A 20,491-nucleotide genomic window follows, 5' to 3' on the forward strand; every position below is an offset into this window, starting at 1 on the left:
CATGCAAACTCTGAACACCACGCTGCTGATTATTGGCGGCGGTCCTGGCGGTTACGTCACGGCGATTCGCGCCGGGCAACTAGGGATTGCGACGATTCTGGTCGAAGGCCAATCGCTGGGCGGCACGTGCCTGAACATCGGCTGCATCCCGTCAAAAGCGCTGATTCATGTGGCCGAGCAGTTTCACCAGACGCAGCATCACAGCCAGCATTCGGCGCTGGGCATCAGCGTTTCGGCGCCGACCCTCGATATCACTAAAAGCGTTGAGTGGAAGGACGGTATCGTCGATCGCCTGACCACCGGCGTCGCCGCACTGCTGAAAAAGCACAAGGTTCAGGTCATCAACGGCTGGGCCAAGGTCATTGACGGCAAAACGGTCGAAGTCGGCGACACCCGAATCCAGTGCGAACACCTGGTACTCGCCACCGGTTCGACCAGCGTCAACCTGCCGATCCTGCCGATTGGCGGGCCGATCATCTCCTCCACCGAAGCACTGGCGCCGACGTCTGTGCCAAAGCGGCTGGTGGTGGTTGGCGGCGGTTACATCGGTCTGGAGCTGGGCATTGCTTACCGCAAGCTTGGCGCCGAGGTCAGTGTGGTCGAGGCACAGGATCGTATCCTGCCGGCCTACGATGCCGAGCTGACACAACCAGTACACGAAGCCCTGAAGCAACTGGGCGTGAAGCTCTATCTCAAGCACAGCGTGCTGGGGTTCGACGGGACCTTGCAGGTGCGTGACCCGAACGGCGACACCCTGAATCTGCAAACCGATCAGGTGCTGGTGGCCGTCGGCCGCAAACCGAATACGCAGGGCTGGAACCTCGAAGCGCTGAACCTGGACATGAATGGCTCGGCGATCAAGATCGACAGCCGTTGCCAGACCAGCATGCGCAACGTCTACGCCATCGGCGACCTGAGCGGCGAGCCGATGCTCGCGCACCGGGCCATGGCCCAAGGCGAAATGGTCGCCGAGCTGATCAGCGGTAAACACCGCGAATTCAACCCGACCGCGATCGCCGCCGTGTGCTTCACCGACCCGGAACTGGTGGTGGTCGGCCAGACCCCGGACGAGGCCAAGGCCGCCGGACTGGACTGCATCGTGTCGAGCTTCCCGTTCGCCGCCAATGGCCGGGCGATGACCCTGGAATCGAAAAGCGGCTTCGTGCGGGTGGTCGCCCGTCGCGACAATCATGTGATTGTCGGCTGGCAGGCAGTGGGCGTCGGGGTTTCCGAGTTGTCGACCGCGTTTGCACAAAGCCTGGAAATGGGTGCGCGGCTGGAAGACATTGGCGGCACCATCCATGCGCACCCGACCTTGGGTGAAGCGGTGCAGGAAGCGGCGTTGCGTGCTTTGGGGCATGCGCTACACCTGTAAATCCGTCAAATGGAGGGTGGCAGTGATGGCCCCTTCGCGAGCAAGCTCGCTCCCACATTTGGAATGCATTCCCCTGTGGGAGCGAGCTTGCTCGCGAATTCCTGAGGGCAACACGATTTATCTGTGTGCCATCCGATAGTCCGGGCTGCGAAACCGCTCAAGAATGAAGTATTGTTGTGCCCATCCAAAAAACGTCAGAAGCCTTGAACCGTTTCGGCGGTTGTTCAGTGATAGAGGGTGTCATGGGTAACGAAAGCATCAATTGGGACAAGCTGGGTTTTGACTACATCAAGACCGACAAACGCTATCTGTCGTACTTTCGCGATGGCGAGTGGGACAAAGGCACCCTGACCGAAGACAACGTGCTGCACATCAGCGAAGGCTCGACGGCCCTTCACTATGGCCAGCAGTGCTTCGAAGGCCTGAAGGCCTATCGTTGCAAGGACGGCTCGATCAACCTGTTCCGCCCGGATCAGAACGCCGCGCGCATGCAACGCAGCTGCGCCCGCCTGCTGATGCCGCACGTGTCCACCGAGCAGTTCATCGAAGCGTGCAAGCAAGTGGTTCGTGCCAACGAGCGCTTCATCCCGCCTTACGGCACCGGCGGCGCGCTGTACCTGCGTCCGTTCGTGATCGGCGTGGGTGACAACATCGGCGTGCGTACCGCCCCGGAGTTCATCTTCTCGGTGTTCGCGATCCCGGTTGGCGCCTACTTCAAGGGCGGCCTGACCCCGCACAACTTCCAGATCTCCAGCTTCGACCGCGCCGCCCCGCAAGGCACCGGTGCGGCCAAGGTCGGTGGCAACTACGCCGCCAGCCTGATGCCGGGTTCCCAGGCCAAGAAGGCGCACTTCGCCGACGCCATCTACCTGGATCCGCTGACCCACAAGAAGATCGAGGAAGTCGGTTCGGCCAACTTCTTCGGGATCACCCACGACAACAAGTTCATTACCCCGAACTCGCCGTCGGTTCTGCCAGGCATCACCCGCCTGTCGCTGATCGAACTGGCCAAGACCCGTCTGGGCCTGGAAGTGGTAGAAGGTGATGTGCTGATCGACAAACTGTCGGACTTCAAGGAAGCCGGCGCTTGCGGCACAGCCGCCGTGATCACCCCGATCGGCGGTATCAGCTACAACGACCACCTGCACGTGTTCCACAGCGAAACCGAAGTCGGCCCGGTCACCCAGAAGCTCTACAAAGAGCTGACTGGCGTGCAGACCGGCGACATCGAAGCGCCAGCGGGCTGGATCGTCAAGGTTTGATCTGACGGCTGCTGATGCACAAAAGCCCCCCATCGAGTAATCGATGGGGGGCTTTTTCATGGGCGCTGTTGTTGTATCCACTCAATGAACACCTTGGTGTGCGCCGACGCTTGCGGGGCAACACCGTAGTAATAGCGTGGCAGCGGCATGCGCAGCTCCGGCAACGGGCAGATCAGGCGACCACTCGACAAATGCGTGCCGAGCAAAGTGGTCGGACACAGTGCGATGCCCTCGCCCGCAACGGCCGCTTCCAGCACCCGGTGCATGTAATCAAACTGGCGGATCACTTGGCTGCTGCTCTGGCTCTGGCCGAAATGCATGGCCCAGTGGTGCCAGTCTTCTCGCCGCGCCCTGACGGTCAGCAAGGTGTGCGCACTGAGACCGGCGAGATTTGTCAGCGGCAGTCGCTCAATCAATGCCGGCGCCGCGACCATGACCAATTCATCCTCGAACAACGCTTGCGCCTCGAGCGACGGCGCCCAATCGTCACGGCCCCGGCGGATGACAATGTCGAAATCGTCGCGGACCGGATCCGGCGACTGAGTCTGTGTGACAACCTGGGTGTCGATGTGCGGATGCTGCGTCGAGAAGTCTGTCAAACGAGGCGTCAGCCATAACAGGGCGAAGGACGGCCGGACATTGATCCTGATCGTCGGCCGCGCTGCCTGCCGCTTCAACTCGGCAGCGGCGTCGGCTATCTGTGCCAGGCCGGTACTGACTTGCTGATAGAAATGCTCACCCGCCGGCGTCAGCAGCGATTGCCGAACACGCCGTTCAAACAGTAAAACGCCCAAGTGCTCTTCAAGCAGTTTGACGTGACGGCTGACTGCACTATGGCTGACATGCAGCTCTTCGGCCGCCAGGCTGAAACTCTGATGACGAGCAGCAACAGCGAAAGCGCGAACTGCGTTGAGCGGGGGAAGTGAATTTTTCATGGGTCTAATTTAGTCACATATGCACTGCATTTAAAGCGTTTGTCAGCGCCTTGTCGCCACGCCAATCTGCCCACATGCAGACACGCGATTCGACGGAGCAACATCATGCACAGCTACGGACTCTTTGTACTGTTCGCCACCCTGACTATTTTGAGCCCCGGCCCGGGCGTGGTGCTGACCCTGTCCAACGCCGTGCGCCTGGGCTGGACCGGCGCAGTGCCCGGCATACTGGGAATCGCCTCGGGCGCTTTCGTGGTGGCGGCCCTCAGCGCCACCAGCGTCGGCTTGATCCTCAGCGCCTCGGCCGAGGCGTTTACCGTGCTGAAATATGCCGGGGCCGCCTATCTGTTGTACTTGGGCTTCAAGAGTTGGCGTTCAGATCGTTTCCGTGCCCTGCAGCAGGTTCGCCCTTCTCGTCCGGGCTACCGCTTTCTCGAAGCCGCGTCCCTGCAGTTTCTCAATCCGAAAGCGATCTTCTTCTTTTTGGCCGTGTTCCCGCAGTTCATTGACACTGAACAGGCTTTTTACCCGCAGTTCTTCAAACTGGTGGCCTCGTACGCAACGCTGGTGATTCTGGTGCACGGCAGCTATGCCCTGCTCGCCAATGCGGCCAAAGGCTGGTTGTCGAGCCCGAAAGGCTCTTGGCTGGCGGCGAAAGTCTCGGGGGTGACCTTTGCCGGTTTTGGTCTGTTGATGGCTTCGGCAACCCGCTGAACAACCTGCTCAGGCTCATCCTGCTTCAAGGCAATCCGCTTGCCGGCCCGCCCGGCTATCCCGCTGGCCTGACCATTCTGTTGCTTGCCCATGCGCGCCTGGGTGATCAATCCGGGTATCAATCCCCCTTCCGGCAGGTTCTTCCAGAACCGCGCCGGCAAGTGCCCCTGCATGACCTTCTCGTTCAACCGCGCCGGGTTGAAGATGTGGCTGTAATAGGTCAGCCAAAGATCGCCGTGGGGGTCGTCGACGTTCTGCGCCAGTTGCTGCCATTCCAGCGGGCACTGGCGCTGATGAATCAATTGTTCGCCGTCGTAGTAAACACCGTCACGCGGGGTGGCGATCAACCAGCGGTATCGGCCCATGCGCCCGACGAAGTGTTCGCTGGCACTGTGCAGGATGTCGTGGGCCGGTTCGTGCCACGCCACGTATTGCGGGCCTGGCTGATCCTGCGGGCGTTCGATGAACCGCACGAAGGCATGCAGATGGTGGGCTTCGCGCTGTACCTGCTTGATCCGCCGCTGCAGCTCACTGCCGAGTTTGTCGCCGGCCATCATCGCCGTGCGGTCGCCGTGACTGACACGCCACAACACTTCGTACAAAAGACTCCAGCGCTGGTCGCCACGGTAGCGGGCCGCTTGCTCCAGCGTGTCAAGCAATGCACGGGGGATGCGCGCCTGGAACGGGCCATGCCCTTCGGGCACCTGCACATCACTGGCAAACAGGTCATTCACGCCTTCGGACGCCCAACTGACGAGACTCGGGTCGATCTCATGGCTAAGCAACCAGCGCGCCTGCTGCCGCCAGGTAACGAACAGATCGTCGCAATCGAGATTGATCATCCCCACAACCCCATCTGCTGCGGCTGCGGCCGGTCGCGCAGTTGCTGGTAGAGCATGTGACTGGTGACTTCGGCCTGTTGCGGGTGATAGTCGCTGGTGATGATGAACGGCTTGGCCTTGGCCAGTACACAGCGCATGCGCGCCACGTCTTCGTAACGGATGCGCCGTTGCTGGCGCAATTGCACCAGGCGTTCGGTGGTACGCAGACCAATGCCCGGAATGCGCGCAATCAAGGCCGGTTCGGCGCGGTTGAGATCCAGCGGGAACACCTCGCGATTCTGCAGCGCCCAGGCCAGTTTAGGATCAATGTCCAACGCCAGATTTCCCGGTCCCTTGAGTAACTCACCGGCGCTGTAGCCATAGCTGCGCAAGAGGAAATCGGCCTGATACAAACGGTGCTCGCGCATCAGCGGCGGCGCGGCCAGCGGTACGCTTTTCGGGCTGTCGGGGATCGGGCTGAACGCCGAGTAGTAAACGCGCCGCAATCGGTAGTTGCCATACAACGACTGAGCGCTGTGCAGGATCGTGCTGTCGTCGGTGTCATCGGCGCCGACGATCATTTGCGTGCTCTGCCCGGCTGGGGCGAATTTTGCCGAACGAGGTTCATTGAGCACCGTTTGCACGCCGGTGTAGATGGTGTTCATCGCCTGCTTGATCGAACCGATCTGCTTCTCCGGAGCCAGGGTTTGCAGACTGGCATCGGTGGGCAACTCGATGTTGACGCTCAACCGATCGGCATAGCGCCCGGCTTCCTCGATCAGCGCCGGGTCGGCCTCGGGAATGGTCTTGAGATGGATGTAGCCGCGAAACTCATGTTCTTCACGCAGCAGCTTCGCCACGCGCACCAGTTGTTCCATGGTGTAGTCCGCCGAGCGGATGATCCCGGAACTGAGAAACAACCCGCTGACGCAGTTGCGCCGGTAGAAATCCAGGGTCAGCGTAACCACTTCCTCGGGAGTGAAACGGGCGCGCGGCACATCGCTGGAGCGGCGGTTGACACAATATTGGCAGTCATAGAGGCAGAAATTGGTCAGCAGCACTTTCAGCAGCGAAACGCAGCGCCCGTCCGGCGTGTAGCTGTGGCAGATGCCCATGCCATCGGTCGAACCCAGCCCGCTCTTGCCCTCGGAACTGCGCTTGGGCGCGCCGCTGCTGGCGCAGGAGGCGTCGTACTTGGCGGCGTCGGCGAGGATGCTGAGCTTGTCGATGATTTGCATGGCGAAGACTCGATACTGGTTATGCGTACAGTATCGAGTCTATAGGATTGGCACAAGGTGCAAAGCAGGATCAAAAGATCTCGGCCGATCAGGTGTACGCACTCCCTGCAGGAGCTGCCGCTGGTTGCGATCTTTTGCTCTGCGCTTGCAATGGCACCTCAACCCCGAACCGCGCCCCGATCTCCCTGCGCCCCAACGCCGTCAACGCCAACGCCCGACTGTCCAGATCCTGGGTTACCCACTTGCGCTTCAACGCCGTTTGCAACAACGCCGCCCCCAGTGAGCCACCCAAATGCGGCCGGCGCATGCTCCAGTCCAGGCACGGGCAGGCGAACTTGCGGCGCAACGTGCTCAGATCCTGCACCTCGATGCCCAATCCGCCGAACAGCGCCTCGCCACTGTCGCTCAACCGATATACCTGCTCATCGGTCATCACCAGCCACCCCGCCTCCAGCATGCGGTCGTGCAGCAACACCGCCAGCGTACCGGCCATATGGTCGTAACAGGTGCGGGCGAATTGCAGGCGATCCGGCGTATGCGGTTTGAACATTGGCGCGGCGTTCTGACCGATCACCATCAACGCCTCCAGCGCCTGGGCCACACGTTGGTCGGCGAGGCTGTAATAGCGATGGCGCCCCTGCACATGCAGGCGCACCAGGGCCAGATCCTTGAGTTTGCTCAGGTGCGCGCTGGCGGTCGAGGCGCTGACTTCGGCGATGGCCGCCAGCTCCGTACTGGTGCGCGCATGGCCGTCCATCAGCGAGCAGAGGATTTTCGTGCGCGCCGGTTCGGCGATGGCGGCGGCCACTTGCGAGACGCCGATGTCTTGATGTTCTGCGTGCATATTTCGCTCCCCGACGAATCGTCGTCGCTGCGGACTGAAGATACTCGCATCACTTTCCCGACGACAAGGCTATGCACCATGGACCCGATCATCGCTGCGACGCAGGCCGATCCCTACCCCTACTACGCCGAACTGCGCGCGCAGGGCGGACTGACCTTTCATCACCCGCTGAAACTGTGGGTCGCCAGCAGCGCTCGCGCAGTCTGTGCGGTATTGGCCCATGCCGATTGCCAGGTGCGTCCAACGCAAGAACCGGTGCCGAAAGCGATTGCCTCGGGAATGGCCGGTAAGGTCTTTGCCCGGTTGATGCGAATGAATGAGGGCGAACGCCAGCGCTGCCCACGTTCGGCGATCGAACCGGCGCTTGACGTGTTCGATGCAGCCCGGGTGCGGGCGCTGGTGGCTGCACGCCTGATCAGCGCAGATGCCGACGGCGTATACAAAGCCATGTTTCGCGGCCCGGTGTGCGTGGTCGCAGCACTGCTCGGTTTCAGCCCGGCGCAAGGCCGGGCGATCAGTGAGCTGACCGCTGACTTTGTCGCGTGCCTGTCGCCGCTGAGCAATGATCTGCAACTGATGGCGGCACACGCGGCGGCTGAACAATTACGCGGTTACTTCATCGAGCTACTCGCCGAATCGAACAACGACTGGTTGAAGGCCATCCTGCAACGCTTCGCGGGCGACGAAGAAACGCTGATCGCCAATCTGATCGGGCTTTGCTCACAGAGGTTCGAAGCGACGGCCGGGTTGATCGGTAATGCCTTGGTCGCGGTGCGGCGTCAGCCCGCGCTACGCAGTGCACCAATGGATGCGCTGTTGGCTGAGGTTCAGCGTTTCGATCCATCGGTGCAGAACACTCGGCGCTTTGTCGCGCAGGCTTGTGAGATTGATGGAGTGCGGGTCGAGGCCGGCGAGGTGATTCTGCTGTTGCTGGCCTCGGCCAATCGCGATCCGGCACTCAACGAACGCCCCGACGAGTTTCTGCTGGATCGCCCGAACCGGCGCAGTTTCAGCTTCGGCAGCGGCCGGCATCAATGCCCGGGACAACGGCTGGCGTTGACGATTGCCGCTGCGACTGTCGGAGAAATCCTTGACCACGGTGTGAATCTGCAGCAACTGGCCTGGCACTACCGCCCTTCCTTGAATGGGCGGGTCCCGTTATTCAGCCAGGCACAGCGTTAAGCGCTGCGTAACTCAACCGTCAGGTGCGACAGCTCATGCACCGGCGCCAGCCGCTCGCGAATTGCCTCGGCAGTGACGCCGGCGGCCGCCACCACACTGACAATCGCCGCCCGTGCCTGCGGGCCGACGTGCCAGACGTGCAGGTCACTGATGCGCACGTCGTCCGAGGTTTCCAGCAGCTCGCGAATTTCCGCCGCCACCGGTTCGTCGGTGGTGTCGAGCAGCACCGCCGCGCTGTCACGCATCAGGTTGTAGGCCCATTTCGCGATGACAATGGAGCCGACAATACCCATCACCGGGTCCAGCCATACCCAACCGAGGTAACGCCCGGCCAGCAACGCGGCGATCGCCAGCACCGAGGTCAGCGCATCGGCCAGCACATGGACGTAGGCCGAGCGCAGGTTGTTGTCGTGATGGTGATGATGAGCATGGCTGTGGTCATGCTGATGGCCGTGATCGTGACCGTGATGACCCATCAGTAGAAAAGCGCTGAGGATATTCACGCCCAGTCCAACAATCGCAATCACCGTCGCTTCGCCAAACGCTACGGTGGTGGGTTCGAACAAACGAAAAATCGACTCGCCGGCAATGCCCAGCGACACCAGCCCCAGCACCATGGCTGAAGCAAATCCGGCCAGATCGCCAACCTTGCCGGTGCCGAAACTGTAGCGTCGGTTGTTGGCATTGCGCCGGGCGAAACCGTAGGCCGCCGCGGCGATGCCCAACGCGCCGGCATGGGTCGCCATGTGGAAACCGTCGGCCAGCAGGGCCATGGAGCCGGTGATGTAGCCGGCGGCGATCTCGCCGATCATCATCACAAACGTCAGCGCCACCACCCACAGGGTGCGGCGGGCGTTCTCGTCGTGGGACGCGCCGAGGAACTGGTGATCGTGGCTGAAACGATCAGCGCTTGGAGTCAGGCTCATGATGCTCGCGCTCTATTTGGAATAACGGCGGATGGCTTGCAGCAAGTCTTCGGCGCCCTGTGCACGCTCTTCGTCGGTCAGGTCGGGATGCGCCACGTGCTCTCGGGTGTGAGCCTCGATGAACTGCTCCATCAAACCGTTGACCGCGCCGCGAATCGCCGCCACCAAGTGCAAGGTCTTGGCGCAATCGGCGTCGCCCTCCAGCGCTTTTTCAACCGCCTGCACCTGCCCGGCGATACGTCGAACGCGGTTGAGCAATTCGTCTTTGTGTTCGTGAATGTGCGACATACCTATACCCCCTACCCCTATATGCCGCGCATGATCGCCGATGGCTTCGGCAATCGCAAGCTGGATGAGCATTCAAAGGATGAACGGGATACTGAGAGCGAGCTCAATCCCCCTGTGAGAGCCCACTGGCGATGACGGATACCGAATGTCAGATAAGGAAAGTCAAGGTCTTTATTACACCCGCCTCAATCGTCCCGCGTCAGAACTTCCAACAACTCAATCTCGAACAGCAGATTCGAATTCGGCGGAATCTTGCCCATCGACCGCTCGCCGTACCCCAGGTGCGCCGGCACCAGCAGTTTGCGCTTGCCGCCCACTTGCATTCCCATCAGTCCCTGATCCCACCCCTTGATCACCCGCCCTGTGCCAATCACGCACTGAAACGGTTTGCCACGGCTGTGGGAAGAGTCGAACTCGCTGCCGTCTTCCAGCCAGCCGGTGTAATGGGTGGTGATCAGTGCGCCTTTGACGGCGGCTTTGCCTTCGCCGACCTGAAGATCGATTACCTGCAACTCATCGTTCATGACATTCACTCTGTTATTCAGCTGGCCGCCGTTTTCCCAGAAATGCCGCTCGTTCGCAACTCATAAACGAAGATGGCCGCTGTATCCCAATCGGTGGCGGAACCCTTAATATAGCCATCCGCCATTACTTCACGGATTGTTACGTCATGCTGGCAGTTCCCGAATGATTGACCTCTGGATCAGCCTGGCCATTGGCGTCGTCATGCTTGCCGTGATTGTCGTACTGGTTCTGCGCGAGCGCGGGTTGCGCCGTCGCCTGGCTGAGTACCGAGACCTGCTGACCCGCGCGGCTGAGGGCCGCAATATCCATCAGGACGGCGATGCCGAGCGCTTCAAGCGCAGCCAGTATTTTGCGCGTATCGGCACCTGGGACTGGGAGGTCGACACCGATCGGCTGTACTGGTCGGACGCTATCTACGGCATGTTTGGGTTCAAGATCGGCGAAATCACCCCGTCCTATGCCTTGTTCTGTTCTTGCGTGCACCCGGACGATCGCATCAGGGTGCGCGACGGTGAATTGCGTTGCCTGGAGACCGGCGAAAACCACGACGAGGAATACCGCGTGGTCTGGCCCGACGGCACCATTCGCTGGCTGCGCGAAACCGGCAACGTGGTGCGCAACGATCACGACGCGGTGATCAAGATGATGGGCGTGGTGCGCGACATCACCGAAGAAAAAGCCTCGGCGAGTTACCTCAAGCACCTCGCTCACTTCGACCCGCTGACCGGCCTGCCCAACCGCCTGGTGCTGGAAGAACGTTTGTCCGAAGCGCTGGATCAGGCGAGTCAGACCGCTACGCGGGTGGCGCTGGTGTTTGTCGACTTGAATGGCTTCAAGAACATCAACGACCACTATGGGCACGCCGCCGGCGACCGGGTGCTGATCACCACCGCCACGCGCCTGAAACGCATCCTGCGCAACACCGACACGGTCGCCCGGATTGGCGGCGATGAGTTCGTGGTGATCCTGCAAGGCCTCGCCCCGGACCTCGACCTGCAGGACGAAGCCCGCCGCATCTGTCAGAAGATCTTCATCGAACTGTCGCCGCCGATCACCATCGGCAACGACCAGCGCCATGTCGGCACCAGCCTTGGGGTGGCGGTGTTTCCGGATCATGCGCCGACCATGGATCGGCTGCTGCACATTGCCGATCTGGCGATGTATGAAGCCAAGCGCAGTGGGAACAATCAGTATCGGTTGGGGGGCGTGAGCCCTGCGCGGGTGCATGCGCAGGGCTTTTGAATCCGGGGCTTAACGCTCGACAGGTTGCATCTCGACGATGGTGCCATTGGTGATCATGACCATCACGTACTTGTCGTTGATCTGCACCCACTGCGCCTGTTCGACCGGTGCTTTCAAACCTTTCTGTTTCCAGTTTTTCAGCGCTTTGTCACTGCGCTGATAAACGTCCGGGGCCCGGTCGTTGACCTTCAATTCACGGTCGCTGGTCGGGGACTGGACGGCAGGTTCGCTTGAGGTTTGCGCCGCTTGAACAAGTGGGCTGATCCCGGCAATGCCGGCGACGAGGGCCAGGCTGGCGATTAGGGTTTTGCTGTTCATCGGTGAACCTCCTTCAGATGTGTGATACCTGAACTCCGACTGCGGAGGACTGGAATCATTCCTTGTTTTTTTGCATGGGCTGGCCGGGGCATTGTAGTTGGCAGACACACCGCCATCGCTGGCGAGCCAGCTCCCACAGGTGTCTTGGCTGTACTCGACTTTTTTGAACACCACCAAACCCTGTGGGAGTCTGGCTGTACTCGACTTTTTTGAACACCACCAAACCCTGTGGGAGCCTGGCTTGCCAGCGATGGGGACAGGCCTTTCAGCATTTTCATTGACTGACACACCGCCATCGCTGGCGAGCCAGCTCCCACAGGGTTAGAGGTGATTCAAGAGATTGATCCGCTTTGCGCATCAATGCATGCCAATAATGCAATTAACATCCAGTTACACCTGCGCCACCATCCACCGCAATAACAACCGTGCGCCGCTTCCACGTCGCGCACGTCATAAAAGCGGTGGAGTCCTTTGCTATGACAGCCTCAATCCCACACGGCGGCTCGCGGGCCGGTGCCATTTTCCGAGTCACCTCGGGCAACTTCCTCGAACAGTTCGACTTCTTTCTGTTCGGTTTCTATGCCACACAGATCGCGGCGGTGTTCTTTCCGGCGAGCAGTGAGTTCGCGTCTCTGATGATGACGTTCGCCGTGTTCGGCGCCGGCTTTTTGATGCGACCGCTGGGCGCCATTGTGCTCGGTGCGTACATCGACGACGTGGGCCGCCGTAAGGGCTTGATCGTCACCCTGTCGATCATGGCCAGCGGTACGATCCTGATTGTGCTGGTGCCCGGATACGAAAGCATCGGCTTGTTCGCGCCCGCATTGGTGTTGATCGGGCGGCTGCTGCAAGGCTTCTCCGCCGGCGCGGAGCTGGGCGGGGTTTCGGTGTATCTCGCGGAGATCGCCACCCCGGGTCGCAAGGGTTTCTTCACGGCCTGGCAGTCGGCCAGCCAACAAGTGGCGATCATCGTCGCTGCTGCGTTGGGCTACGCACTGAATGCGTGGATGGCGCCGAGCGTGGTGGCCGATTGGGGCTGGCGCATTCCGTTTTTCGTCGGTTGCCTGATCGTGCCGTTCATCTTTCTGCTGCGCCGTAACCTGGCGGAAACCGAAGAGTTCGCCGCACGCAAACACCGTCCGAGCATGCGCGAAGTGTTCCACACCCTCGGCCAGAACTGGGGCGTGGTGTTGGGCGGCATGTTGATGGTGGCGTTGACCACCACCGCGTTCTACCTGATCACCGTGTACGCGCCGACCTTCGGCAAAACCGTGCTGCACCTGAGCACCTCCGACGCGCTGCTGGTGACCTTGCTGGTGGGCGTGTCGAACTTCTGCTGGCTGCCGATTGGCGGCATGTTGTCCGACCGTATCGGTCGTCGCCCGGTGCTGATCGCAATGTCGCTGCTGGCCTTGGCCACCACCTACCCGGCGCTGTCGTACCTGGTGCAGGCGCCGAGCTTCAGCCACATGTTGCTGTCGCTGCTGTGGCTGTCGTTTATCTACGGCATGTACAACGGCGCGATGATCCCGGCGCTCACCGAGATCATGCCGGTGGAAGTGCGCGTTGCCGGGTTCTCGCTGGCCTATAGCCTGGCCACTGCGGTCTTCGGCGGTTTCACCCCGGCGATGTCGACCTTTCTGATCCAGTACACCGGCGACAAGGCTGCGCCGGGTTACTGGATGAGCATCGGCGCGCTGTGTGCCTTGTGCGCCACCTTGTATCTCTATCGCCGCGCAGGCGGCCGTCTGCAACCGGTTGCCGCATAAGGAGCAATCATCTTGAAAAAACTCATTAACCTCAGCGCCGCCGCCCTCTTCGCGTTCAGCGCCCTGGCACACGCTGAACAACTGAACGTGATGACGTCGGGCGGCTTCACTGCCGCCTACAAAATCCTCGGGCCGAAATTCGCCGCGGCCACCGGCAACACGCTCGACACCCAGCTCGGCCCGTCGATGGGCAAGGCGCCGGAAGCGATCCCCAATCGCCTCGCCCGTGGCGAACACGCTGACGTGGTGATCATGGTCGGCTACGCCCTCGACGATTTGATCAAGCAGGGCAAGGTCGACCCGGCTTCGCGGGTTGAACTGGCGGATTCGCGGATCGGCCTGGTGGTGCGCCAAGGCGCGCCGAAACCGGACATCAGCAGCGTCGAAGGCCTGAAGAAAACCCTGCTCGACGCACAATCGGTGGCCTACTCCGACAGCGCCAGCGGCGTGTACATCGAGCAGCAGCTGTTCAAGAAACTCGGCGTCGAAGATCAACTGAAACCGAAGGCGAAGATGATCCCGAAAGTCCCGGTCGGCTCCGTGGTGGCCACCGGTGACTATCAGCTGGGCTTCCAGCAGGTCAGCGAATTGCTGCCGGTGCCGGGCGTGACATTTGTCGGCAAGATTCCGGAGTCGGTGCAGTCGGTGACGCGCTTCGCCGCCGGTATCCCGGTCGGTGCGCAGCATCCAAAAGAAGCCAAGGCCCTGCTCGACTACCTCGCCGCACCCGCGGCCCAGGCAGACGTGCAAGCCACCGGGCTGGATTCGGTCAAGCGCTGATCGTTGGCGGCTGGACTTTCATTTCCACCACCAGCCGCTCCAGTTCCAGTGCCGCCGGGGTCAACGTGCGACCCCGGCGCTTGATGATGCCGACGCTGCGCATCACTTGCGGATCGGTCAGCGGCACCCGCGTCAGGATCGGATGATCAGGCCCCGGCATCGCCATCAGCGGCACGGCCGCCACACCCAGCCCCGCCTCCACCAGACCAATCATGGTCGTCACATGCCGCGTTTCGCAGATGCTCTGACGCTGCGGCACCACGCTGCTCAAGGCCTGATCAAGCAAAAAGCGGTTGCCCGACGTCTTGTCGAGCGAGATGTAATCCTGCTGATAGAACTCGTCCCACGTCACGCTGCTGCGCCCGGCCAACGGGTGATCGCGCCGGCAAGCAACGACATAGCACTCCTGCACAAGCGGTTCGAAATCGACTTTGGCATCCTGAGTGCCCAGGAAACTCAAACCGAAATCCGCCTCGCCATTCACCACTGCGCTGAGCACATCGTGGGCGCTGGAATCGAGGACCTTGACCTTGATCCGCGGAAACTGCTGGTGGTAACGCGCCACCACCCGCGGCATGAAGTAGTACGCCGCCGACGGCACGCAGGCCACGGTGACGTGACCCATTCGGGTCGAAGCGACTTCGCTGATGCCCAGCAATGCCACGTCGAGGTCATCCAGCAAGCGCTCGACGCTGGGCATGAATCCGCGCCCGGCCTGGGTCAGGCTGACCTTGCGCGTGGTGCGCTCGAACAACTTCACACCGAGGGCGTCTTCGAGCTTTTCGATGCGCCGGCTCAGCGCCGGTTGTGACAGGCGCACGGTGTCGGCAGCCTTGCGAAAACTGCCCTGCTCGACCACCGCGCGAAAGGCCTGCAGGTCGTTGAGGTCGAAGTTGATGGCCATGGCGAACTCTAAAAAGATTGATTCACAAAGGCTATCAATGTAACCAACTGATGCAAAACATTACAGGGCGCATGAACGGCCCTTGTAGGAATGAGCCTGCTCGCGATGGCGAAATGTCAGTCAACAACCGGGGATCTGACAGATTGCTATCGCCAGCAGGCTGGCTGCTACAGGGGATCTTCAGTGGATCTTGAATCGTTTCAGCCCTTATCCTTATCGCCCCCGCCGTACCGTTGTCAGGAGTTACCCCATGCCCCATGAAGGCAATCTGTTGCAAGCCGCTGTCGTGTTTCTGTTCGCGGCGGTGCTCACCGTGCCTCTGGCCAAACGCCTGCAACTGGGCGCTGTGCTCGGTTATCTGTTTGCCGGGGTGATCATCGGTCCTTCCGTGCTGGGCCTGATCGGCAATCCGCAGAGCGTGGCGCACATCTCCGAACTGGGTGTGGTCCTGCTGCTGTTCATCATTGGCCTCGAACTGTCGCCGCGACGCTTGTGGGTAATGCGCAAATCGGTGTTCGGCGTCGGCCTGGCGCAGGTGTTGCTGACCGCCTCGGTGATTGGCGTGCTGGCGCTGGCGCTGTTTGGCCAGCCTCTTAACAGCGCGATTGTGCTCGGCCTCGGCCTGGCGCTGTCGTCCACCGCTTTCGGCCTGCAAAGCCTGGCCGAGCGCAAGGAACTGACCAGCCCCCACGGGCGGCTGGCGTTTGCGATTCTGCTGTTTCAGGACATCGCCGCCATCCCGTTGATCGCCCTGGTGCCGATGCTCGCCGGCAGCGGTCAGGACACCAGCAGCGCCGACAGCCTCAATCACGCCTTGCAAGTGCTCGGCGGCATCGCCGTGGTGGTGGTCGGCGGGCGTTATCTGTTGCGTCCGGTGTTCCGCGTGGTGGCGAAAACCGGCTTGCCGGAAGTGTCCACCGCCACCGCGCTGCTGGTGGTGATCGGTACGGCGTGGCTGATGGACCTGGTCGGTGTGTCGATGGCGCTGGGGGCGTTTCTCGCCGGGCTGCTGCTGGCGGATTCGGAGTATCGCCATGAACTGGAAGCACAGATCGAACCGTTCAAAGGGCTGCTGCTGGGGTTGTTTTTCATCAGCGTCGGCATGGGCGCAAATCTCAGCCTGTTGCTCAGCGCCCCCGTCACCGTGCTGGGGCTGACGCTGTTGTTGATCGGTCTGAAGCTGCCGTTGCTGTTCGTTGTCGGGCGTTTGGCCGGTGGTCTCAACAAGATCAGCGCCATTCGCCTCGGTATCGTCCTGGCGGCCGGTGGTGAATTCGCCTTCGTGGTGTTCAAGATTGGTCGCGATCAGGGTCTGTTCGAACCGCGCCTGTACGACTTGCTGGTGCTGACCATCACCCTGTCGATGGCGGTGACGCCATTGTTGCTGTTGCTCTGTGCGCGTCTGGTCAGCCCGAAAGTGCAACCGGTGGAAGTGCCGGAGCAGTTCCGCCAGATCGACACCGAAACGCCACGGGTGGTGATTGCCGGCATGGGCCGGATGGGGCAGATCGTGGCGCGGATTCTGCGGGCGCAGAACATCCGGTTCGTGGCGCTGGACACCTCGGTGGAAACCATCGAGCTGTCGCGCAGTTTCGGCGGTGTGCCGGTGTTCTATGGTGACCCGATGCGCCCGGAAATCCTCAATGCGGCCAAGGTTGGCGAGGCGGAGTATTTCGTGATTGCCACGGATGACCCGGAGACCAACATCAAGACGGCCGAAATCGTGCGCAAGCTGTATCCGCATATGAAAATCATCGCCCGGGCACGTAACCGTCAGCACGTGCACCGCTTGGTCGATGTCGGCGCCGAGGCGATTCGGGAAACCTACTATTCGAGTCTGGAAATGAGCCGCCGCACCCTGGTCGGCCTCGGTCTGACCCAGGCCCAGGCCGATGCGCGGATCAAGCGCTTCAAGCACCACGACGAACAGGTGCTGGAAGCCCAGCACGCGGTTTACGACGACGCCGCCAAAGTCCTGCAGACCGCTCAGGAAGCCCGGGCGGAACTGGCGCGGCTGTTCGAGTCGGATCAGCTGGAAGAGGAATCGCGCCAGGACTGACGTCCTTGCACAGATCCAAATGTCAGACCGCCAGGGCCGACGCCTTCGCGGGCAAGCCCGCTCCCCCAGGTTTTATGAACGACTGAAAACCCTGGGGGAGCTGGCTTGCCAGCGAAGAGGCCAGCACATTCCGCATCAATGTGACTTGAATCAGGCCAGCTCTAATTCATGCTCGTGCTTGACCGGCGCGACCTCAAACCGGTCGGCCAGGAACGGCGTGATATCCAGCGGCAGCGGCTCGTCGTTGATCAGTTTGTCCAGCAGCACACCGGTAATCGCCGACGTCAGAATGCCGGTGCGGAAGTGTCCGCAGGCATTCATGTAGCCCTCCACCCCACGCATCGGCCCGAGAATCGGCAACTCGTCCGGCGAGCCCGGACGCAGTCCGGCCCAGGTGCGCTTGAGGTTGACGTCCTTGAGTTCCGGCAGGCAGCGCACCGCCCCCTGCACCAGCCCGGCGATTTCCGGGTAAGTGGTGGTCACGTCGAAACCCTTGTCTTCGGTGGTGCTGCCGATCAGGATCTCGCCGTTGTCCTTTTGCGCCACGTAGCAATCGCTGGTGGTCAGGCAGCCGTTGAGGATTTTCGGCAGGCGTTCGGTCAGCAGAATCTGGCCCTTAACCGGTTTCACCGGAATGCGGATGCCCGTCGCCCACTCGCTCAAATCCGCCGCCCAGGCGCCGCCCGCGTTGATCAGCGTCTTGCAGTGAAACACCCCCGCCTCCGCCGTCTGCACCCCGGTCACGCGGGTGCCGTGGTGCAGCACACCGGTCACGTTGGTGTTGACGAAGATATCGACACCGTTCTGCCGCGCACCCTCCAGATAGGCATCGGCGAGGCGAAACGGGCTGACCTGGTGATCGCACAGAAACTCCAGTGCGCCACGGGCCTCGTGACTGACGCTCGGCTCGGCTGCACGCAGCGCGGCCTGATCGAGCCAGCGCACCTGATCGGCGAGGTGCGGAATGCAACCGACGATGTGTTCGGCGTAGAGCCGGTCTTCGTCGTCATAAATGACGAATTTCAGCCCGGTCTTTTCGAACTTGAAATCCATCCCGTGGTGGTCTTTCAGCTCCCGGTGCAACGCCGGGTACAGCGCGTTGGACTGCAGGGCGAAATCGAAGAACGACGCCGGCAGGATATGCGGTGTGCTGGCGTCTACCGCCACCGCCGCGCCCTGGGTTTCGCGCTTGCGATTGGCCGACATCATGCGGAAGAAAATCACCCCGCAGCCGAGGCCGACCGATTCACCGATCGCCCACAAACCACCGGCCGAAGCACGGGTCGCGTTGCCCGGCCGCTTGGCATCAATCAGCGCGACCTTGAGGCCCTGGCGCTTGGACAATTGATAGGCGCAGGACGCCCCGATCACGCCGCCACCGGCAATGATCACGTCATAGAACTTACTCATGGGCAGCGGCCTCCGTGCCGACGGACTGGAACGCGGAAAATGGAATTGGATCAATCGGGAAACGCGGACGCAGCCAGCCGACGTCCTTGCGTCCGGTGGCCTGGCGCAGACGGTCGCTGCAATAGCCGACGCACATCCGCCCCTGACAGTCGCCCATGCTCACCCGGGTGCGCATTTTCAGGCTGGCGATGTCTTGCACGCCCTGCTCCAGCGCGCGGTCGATGTCGGCGCGGGTCGTGTGTTCGCAGCGGCAGATCACCGTGTCGGCGGCCGGCAACGCGGTCTGGCCGACGCCGCGCTCGGTGTAGCGATCCACGGCAGCGCGAAAGCGCACGATGGCTTTGAGTTTGCTCAGGTAGCGGTCACGGCGGACTCGCGCCAGCTCCTCTTCGAGCACGCCGCGTTGCAACAGGATCGACGTCGCAGCGATCTTGCCGGCGAGCATCGCCGCTTCCCCGCCGCGAATCCCGCCCATGTCGCCGGCCAGGTGCACATGGGGTTCGCTGCTTTGCTGCCAGATATTGGCGTTGGCGCGCAGATAGCCGTCGTCGCTGAAGCCGTGATCGAGGCCCATCTGCTGGCTGAGTTGGGTACGCGGGATGAAGCCGTAACCGACCGCCAGCGTCTGCGCTTCGAAGCGTTCGACACGGGACAGGTCCGGCTCCCACGTCGCCGAATAGGGCGCGACGCTGACACTTTTCAGTTCGCCTTCGCCGTGGGCTTCGACCACGCCCCAGCCGTAATTCATCGGGATGCCGTGCAGTTTCAGGTACGCGAGCATGCTCAGGCCATCGAGGAACAGCTGCGGCTTGTTCAACAGCGCCAGACTCTCGCGGGCGATCTTGCTGAACACGCAGGCCTCATACACCCCCGCCACACGCACGCCCGAGGCGTGCAGCTGGGTCGCTACCAGCGGCAACAACGGCCCGGTGCCGGCAATGATCACCGGCCCTTGCGGCTTGACCACGCCGCTTTTGATTTGCAGTTGCAGACCGCCCAGCATGATGACCCCCGGCAGCGTCCAGCCGGGAAACGGCACACTGCGTTCGTGGCAACCGGCAGCCAACAGCACTTGCGGGTACTCGATCGAGTGCAGTTGCTCGTCGCCGTCCAGCACCACCAGTGCCCGCGAGCCCTCGGCGCCGATCACGCGATGGTTCAGACGCACGTCGATCAACCCGGCCTGCGCCTGAAAATCACCGTGCAGTTTGCCCAGCACTTCAGCGTAACGCGGCCCCAGATAATCCAGTTGCACGCCATCGCGCAGCGGCCCGCGATAGACCACCCCGCCAAGGCGCGACGCTTCTTCGAGCAGGGTACAACGCACGCCGTGCCGGGCCAGTTCGATGGCCGCAGCCATGCCCGCCGGGCCGCCACCGACGATCAACGGTTGCTGACTCATACGACCTCCTGCGCGGCGACGCGGTTGACCTGGGTCTCGATGCGCATGCCGTCGCGTACCACGGTCTGGCAGGCGCGGCGCTTGTGTCGGCCGTTGATTTTGACCAGGCAACACTGGCACACGCCCATGCCGCAGTAGGCGCCGCTGATCTGGTCATGATCGTTGCGGGCGATCTGGCGTACGCCAAGGGATTGAATGACGCTGAGCACGGTTTCGCCGATGGCGGCGGTCACCGGTTGGCCGTTGATGTGGACGGTCATATCCGCCTGGGTCAAAGGCTGAATATCGAAGGTTCGTTCTAGGCAGTGCATTGCAATGTTCATCCGTGAAAAGGTTCAGGGGAGTTCTACGTCAGCTCCTTGCTGCACTCTGCCTGGCGACCCGTTGTGGTTTTTGGTGGGATCTGCCGGGCGACTCCATGAGCGCAGCAAATTGCGCACCGGAGCACTGTAGTCGATACCGCGACAAGGGCCTGGATCTTTTAAGTTAGGTGATCT

Annotated in this window: 19 protein-coding genes and 1 pseudogene; 8 read left to right on the forward strand and 12 right to left on the reverse strand. The window is 61.7% G+C overall.

Going from position 1 to position 20,491, the window contains the following annotated elements:
- Window position 1: 1 nt before the first annotated feature.
- A complete protein-coding gene (gene lpdA, locus HV782_RS17960; RefSeq protein WP_186744275.1) occupies window positions 2-1,375 on the forward strand; it encodes a dihydrolipoyl dehydrogenase in 1,374 nt (457 codons plus the stop codon).
- Window positions 1,376-1,617: 242 nt separating this feature from the next.
- Window positions 1,618-2,637: a branched-chain amino acid aminotransferase gene (locus HV782_RS17965; RefSeq protein ID WP_123450621.1), complete on the forward strand. Its 1,020-nt coding sequence runs from the start codon at window positions 1,618-1,620 to the stop codon at window positions 2,635-2,637.
- Between the two features lie 56 nt (window positions 2,638-2,693).
- Here the strand turns inward: HV782_RS17965 and HV782_RS17970 are convergent, their stop codons facing one another.
- Window positions 2,694-3,572 carry a LysR substrate-binding domain-containing protein gene (locus HV782_RS17970; protein ID WP_186744277.1) on the reverse strand — a complete coding sequence of 293 codons (879 nt, stop codon included), beginning with the start codon at window positions 3,570-3,572 and terminating at the stop codon, window positions 2,694-2,696.
- Window positions 3,573-3,677: 105 nt separating this feature from the next.
- Here HV782_RS17970 and HV782_RS17975 point away from each other — a divergent pair, with 105 nt between their 5' ends.
- Window positions 3,678-4,286 (forward strand): LysE family translocator, encoded by a 609-nt coding sequence (locus tag HV782_RS17975; RefSeq protein WP_186744279.1) that lies wholly within the window; start codon window positions 3,678-3,680, stop codon window positions 4,284-4,286.
- 29 nt (window positions 4,287-4,315) lie between these two features.
- On the opposite strand, the pseudogene HV782_RS17980 reads toward HV782_RS17975, so the two are convergent.
- The 3 genes and pseudogenes from HV782_RS17980 to HV782_RS17990 form a co-directional block, all read right to left on the reverse strand.
- Window positions 4,316-5,128 (reverse strand): annotated as a pseudogene (locus HV782_RS17980) (TIGR03915 family putative DNA repair protein); the annotation flags it as partial.
- Window positions 5,125-6,345 (reverse strand): putative DNA modification/repair radical SAM protein, encoded by a 1,221-nt coding sequence (locus HV782_RS17985; protein WP_025111407.1) that lies wholly within the window; start codon window positions 6,343-6,345, stop codon window positions 5,125-5,127. The pseudogene HV782_RS17980 and the gene HV782_RS17985, both read right to left, overlap by 4 nt.
- Window positions 6,346-6,433: 88 nt before the next feature.
- Window positions 6,434-7,189 (reverse strand): ArsR/SmtB family transcription factor, encoded by a 756-nt coding sequence (locus HV782_RS17990; protein ID WP_186744281.1) that lies wholly within the window; start codon window positions 7,187-7,189, stop codon window positions 6,434-6,436.
- A gap of 78 nt (window positions 7,190-7,267) precedes the next feature.
- Between HV782_RS17990 and HV782_RS17995 the strand changes: the two genes are divergently transcribed.
- Window positions 7,268-8,371 carry a cytochrome P450 gene (locus HV782_RS17995; protein WP_186744284.1) on the forward strand — a complete coding sequence of 368 codons (1,104 nt, stop codon included), beginning with the start codon at window positions 7,268-7,270 and terminating at the stop codon, window positions 8,369-8,371.
- Here HV782_RS17995 and dmeF read toward each other — a convergent pair.
- The 3 genes from dmeF to HV782_RS18010 all read right to left on the reverse strand — a co-directional run bounded on the left by dmeF (window position 8,368) and on the right by HV782_RS18010 (window position 10,109).
- Window positions 8,368-9,297: a CDF family Co(II)/Ni(II) efflux transporter DmeF gene (gene dmeF / locus HV782_RS18000; protein ID WP_186744293.1), complete on the reverse strand. Its 930-nt coding sequence runs from the start codon at window positions 9,295-9,297 to the stop codon at window positions 8,368-8,370. The genes HV782_RS17995 and dmeF overlap by 4 nt on opposite strands.
- 12 nt (window positions 9,298-9,309) lie before the next feature.
- Complete coding sequence (locus HV782_RS18005; RefSeq protein WP_123462594.1) at window positions 9,310-9,585, reverse strand: metal/formaldehyde-sensitive transcriptional repressor; 276 nt, start codon at window positions 9,583-9,585, stop codon at window positions 9,310-9,312.
- 185 nt (window positions 9,586-9,770) lie between these two features.
- On the reverse strand, window positions 9,771-10,109 hold the full coding sequence (locus HV782_RS18010; protein ID WP_123462592.1) for an FKBP-type peptidyl-prolyl cis-trans isomerase: 339 nt from the start codon (window positions 10,107-10,109) through the stop codon (window positions 9,771-9,773).
- Between the two features lie 163 nt (window positions 10,110-10,272).
- On the opposite strand from HV782_RS18010, the gene HV782_RS18015 reads away from it, so the two are divergent.
- Window positions 10,273-11,352 (forward strand): sensor domain-containing diguanylate cyclase, encoded by a 1,080-nt coding sequence (locus HV782_RS18015; RefSeq protein ID WP_123462590.1) that lies wholly within the window; start codon window positions 10,273-10,275, stop codon window positions 11,350-11,352.
- Between the two features lie 9 nt (window positions 11,353-11,361).
- On the opposite strand, the gene HV782_RS18020 is transcribed toward HV782_RS18015, so the two are convergent.
- Window positions 11,362-11,670 (reverse strand): RcnB family protein, encoded by a 309-nt coding sequence (locus HV782_RS18020; protein ID WP_123462588.1) that lies wholly within the window; start codon window positions 11,668-11,670, stop codon window positions 11,362-11,364.
- A gap of 476 nt (window positions 11,671-12,146) precedes the next feature.
- Here HV782_RS18020 and HV782_RS18025 point away from each other — a divergent pair, with 476 nt between their 5' ends.
- Together HV782_RS18025 and HV782_RS18030 are read left to right on the forward strand one after the other, a co-directional pair.
- Window positions 12,147-13,439 (forward strand): MFS transporter, encoded by a 1,293-nt coding sequence (locus tag HV782_RS18025; RefSeq protein ID WP_123462586.1) that lies wholly within the window; start codon window positions 12,147-12,149, stop codon window positions 13,437-13,439.
- Between the two features lie 12 nt (window positions 13,440-13,451).
- Window positions 13,452-14,219, forward strand: coding sequence for a substrate-binding domain-containing protein (locus HV782_RS18030; RefSeq protein ID WP_186744296.1), 768 nt, complete (start codon window positions 13,452-13,454; stop codon window positions 14,217-14,219).
- On the opposite strand, the gene HV782_RS18035 is transcribed toward HV782_RS18030, so the two are convergent.
- Entirely contained in the window at window positions 14,209-15,123 is a 915-nt protein-coding gene (locus tag HV782_RS18035; RefSeq protein ID WP_186744298.1) for a LysR family transcriptional regulator, read from the reverse strand. The two genes, HV782_RS18030 and HV782_RS18035, sit on opposite strands and share 11 nt — an antisense overlap.
- Window positions 15,124-15,373: 250 nt before the next feature.
- Here HV782_RS18035 and HV782_RS18040 point away from each other — a divergent pair, with 250 nt between their 5' ends.
- Window positions 15,374-17,182: a monovalent cation:proton antiporter-2 (CPA2) family protein gene (locus HV782_RS18040; protein ID WP_186744300.1), complete on the forward strand. Its 1,809-nt coding sequence runs from the start codon at window positions 15,374-15,376 to the stop codon at window positions 17,180-17,182.
- 150 nt (window positions 17,183-17,332) lie between these two features.
- Here the strand turns inward: HV782_RS18040 and hcnC are convergent, their stop codons facing one another.
- The 3 genes from hcnC to HV782_RS18055 are packed head-to-tail and all read right to left on the reverse strand — an operon-like array spanning window position 17,333 to window position 20,305.
- Window positions 17,333-18,592 carry a cyanide-forming glycine dehydrogenase subunit HcnC gene (gene hcnC, locus HV782_RS18045; protein WP_128615751.1) on the reverse strand — a complete coding sequence of 420 codons (1,260 nt, stop codon included), beginning with the start codon at window positions 18,590-18,592 and terminating at the stop codon, window positions 17,333-17,335.
- On the reverse strand, window positions 18,585-19,994 hold the full coding sequence (hcnB, locus tag HV782_RS18050; RefSeq protein WP_123462576.1) for a cyanide-forming glycine dehydrogenase subunit HcnB: 1,410 nt from the start codon (window positions 19,992-19,994) through the stop codon (window positions 18,585-18,587). Before hcnB ends, hcnC begins: the two co-directional genes overlap by 8 nt.
- Complete coding sequence (locus HV782_RS18055; RefSeq protein ID WP_123462962.1) at window positions 19,991-20,305, reverse strand: (2Fe-2S)-binding protein; 315 nt, start codon at window positions 20,303-20,305, stop codon at window positions 19,991-19,993. Before HV782_RS18055 ends, hcnB begins: the two co-directional genes overlap by 4 nt.
- Window positions 20,306-20,491: the final 186 nt, after the last annotated feature.

Source organism: Pseudomonas monsensis (assembly GCF_014268495.2).
Classification (GTDB): domain Bacteria; phylum Pseudomonadota; class Gammaproteobacteria; order Pseudomonadales; family Pseudomonadaceae; genus Aquipseudomonas; species Aquipseudomonas monsensis.

Excerpts from the sequence above, each read along its gene's own strand:
- HV782_RS18005 (WP_123462594.1), bottom strand. The coding sequence starts at position 9,585 with ATGTCGCACATTCACGAACACAAAGACGAATTGCTCAACCGCGTTCGA.
- HV782_RS18055 (WP_123462962.1), bottom strand. The coding sequence starts at position 20,305 with ATGCACTGCCTAGAACGAACCTTCGATATTCAGCCTTTGACCCAGGCG.
- HV782_RS17990 (WP_186744281.1), bottom strand. The coding sequence starts at position 7,189 with ATGCACGCAGAACATCAAGACATCGGCGTCTCGCAAGTGGCCGCCGCC.
- hcnB (WP_123462576.1), bottom strand. The coding sequence starts at position 19,994 with ATGAGTCAGCAACCGTTGATCGTCGGTGGCGGCCCGGCGGGCATGGCT.
- hcnC (WP_128615751.1), bottom strand. The coding sequence starts at position 18,592 with ATGAGTAAGTTCTATGACGTGATCATTGCCGGTGGCGGCGTGATCGGG.
- HV782_RS18020 (WP_123462588.1), bottom strand. The coding sequence starts at position 11,670 with ATGAACAGCAAAACCCTAATCGCCAGCCTGGCCCTCGTCGCCGGCATT.
- HV782_RS17985 (WP_025111407.1), bottom strand. The coding sequence starts at position 6,345 with ATGCAAATCATCGACAAGCTCAGCATCCTCGCCGACGCCGCCAAGTAC.
- dmeF (WP_186744293.1), bottom strand. The coding sequence starts at position 9,297 with ATGAGCCTGACTCCAAGCGCTGATCGTTTCAGCCACGATCACCAGTTC.
- HV782_RS18040 (WP_186744300.1), top strand. The coding sequence starts at position 15,374 with ATGCCCCATGAAGGCAATCTGTTGCAAGCCGCTGTCGTGTTTCTGTTC.
- HV782_RS18010 (WP_123462592.1), bottom strand. The coding sequence starts at position 10,109 with ATGAACGATGAGTTGCAGGTAATCGATCTTCAGGTCGGCGAAGGCAAA.
- HV782_RS18015 (WP_123462590.1), top strand. The coding sequence starts at position 10,273 with ATGATTGACCTCTGGATCAGCCTGGCCATTGGCGTCGTCATGCTTGCC.
- HV782_RS17995 (WP_186744284.1), top strand. The coding sequence starts at position 7,268 with ATGGACCCGATCATCGCTGCGACGCAGGCCGATCCCTACCCCTACTAC.
- lpdA (WP_186744275.1), top strand. The coding sequence starts at position 2 with ATGCAAACTCTGAACACCACGCTGCTGATTATTGGCGGCGGTCCTGGC.
- HV782_RS18025 (WP_123462586.1), top strand. The coding sequence starts at position 12,147 with ATGACAGCCTCAATCCCACACGGCGGCTCGCGGGCCGGTGCCATTTTC.
- HV782_RS17975 (WP_186744279.1), top strand. The coding sequence starts at position 3,678 with ATGCACAGCTACGGACTCTTTGTACTGTTCGCCACCCTGACTATTTTG.
- HV782_RS18035 (WP_186744298.1), bottom strand. The coding sequence starts at position 15,123 with ATGGCCATCAACTTCGACCTCAACGACCTGCAGGCCTTTCGCGCGGTG.
- HV782_RS17965 (WP_123450621.1), top strand. The coding sequence starts at position 1,618 with ATGGGTAACGAAAGCATCAATTGGGACAAGCTGGGTTTTGACTACATC.
- HV782_RS17970 (WP_186744277.1), bottom strand. The coding sequence starts at position 3,572 with ATGAAAAATTCACTTCCCCCGCTCAACGCAGTTCGCGCTTTCGCTGTT.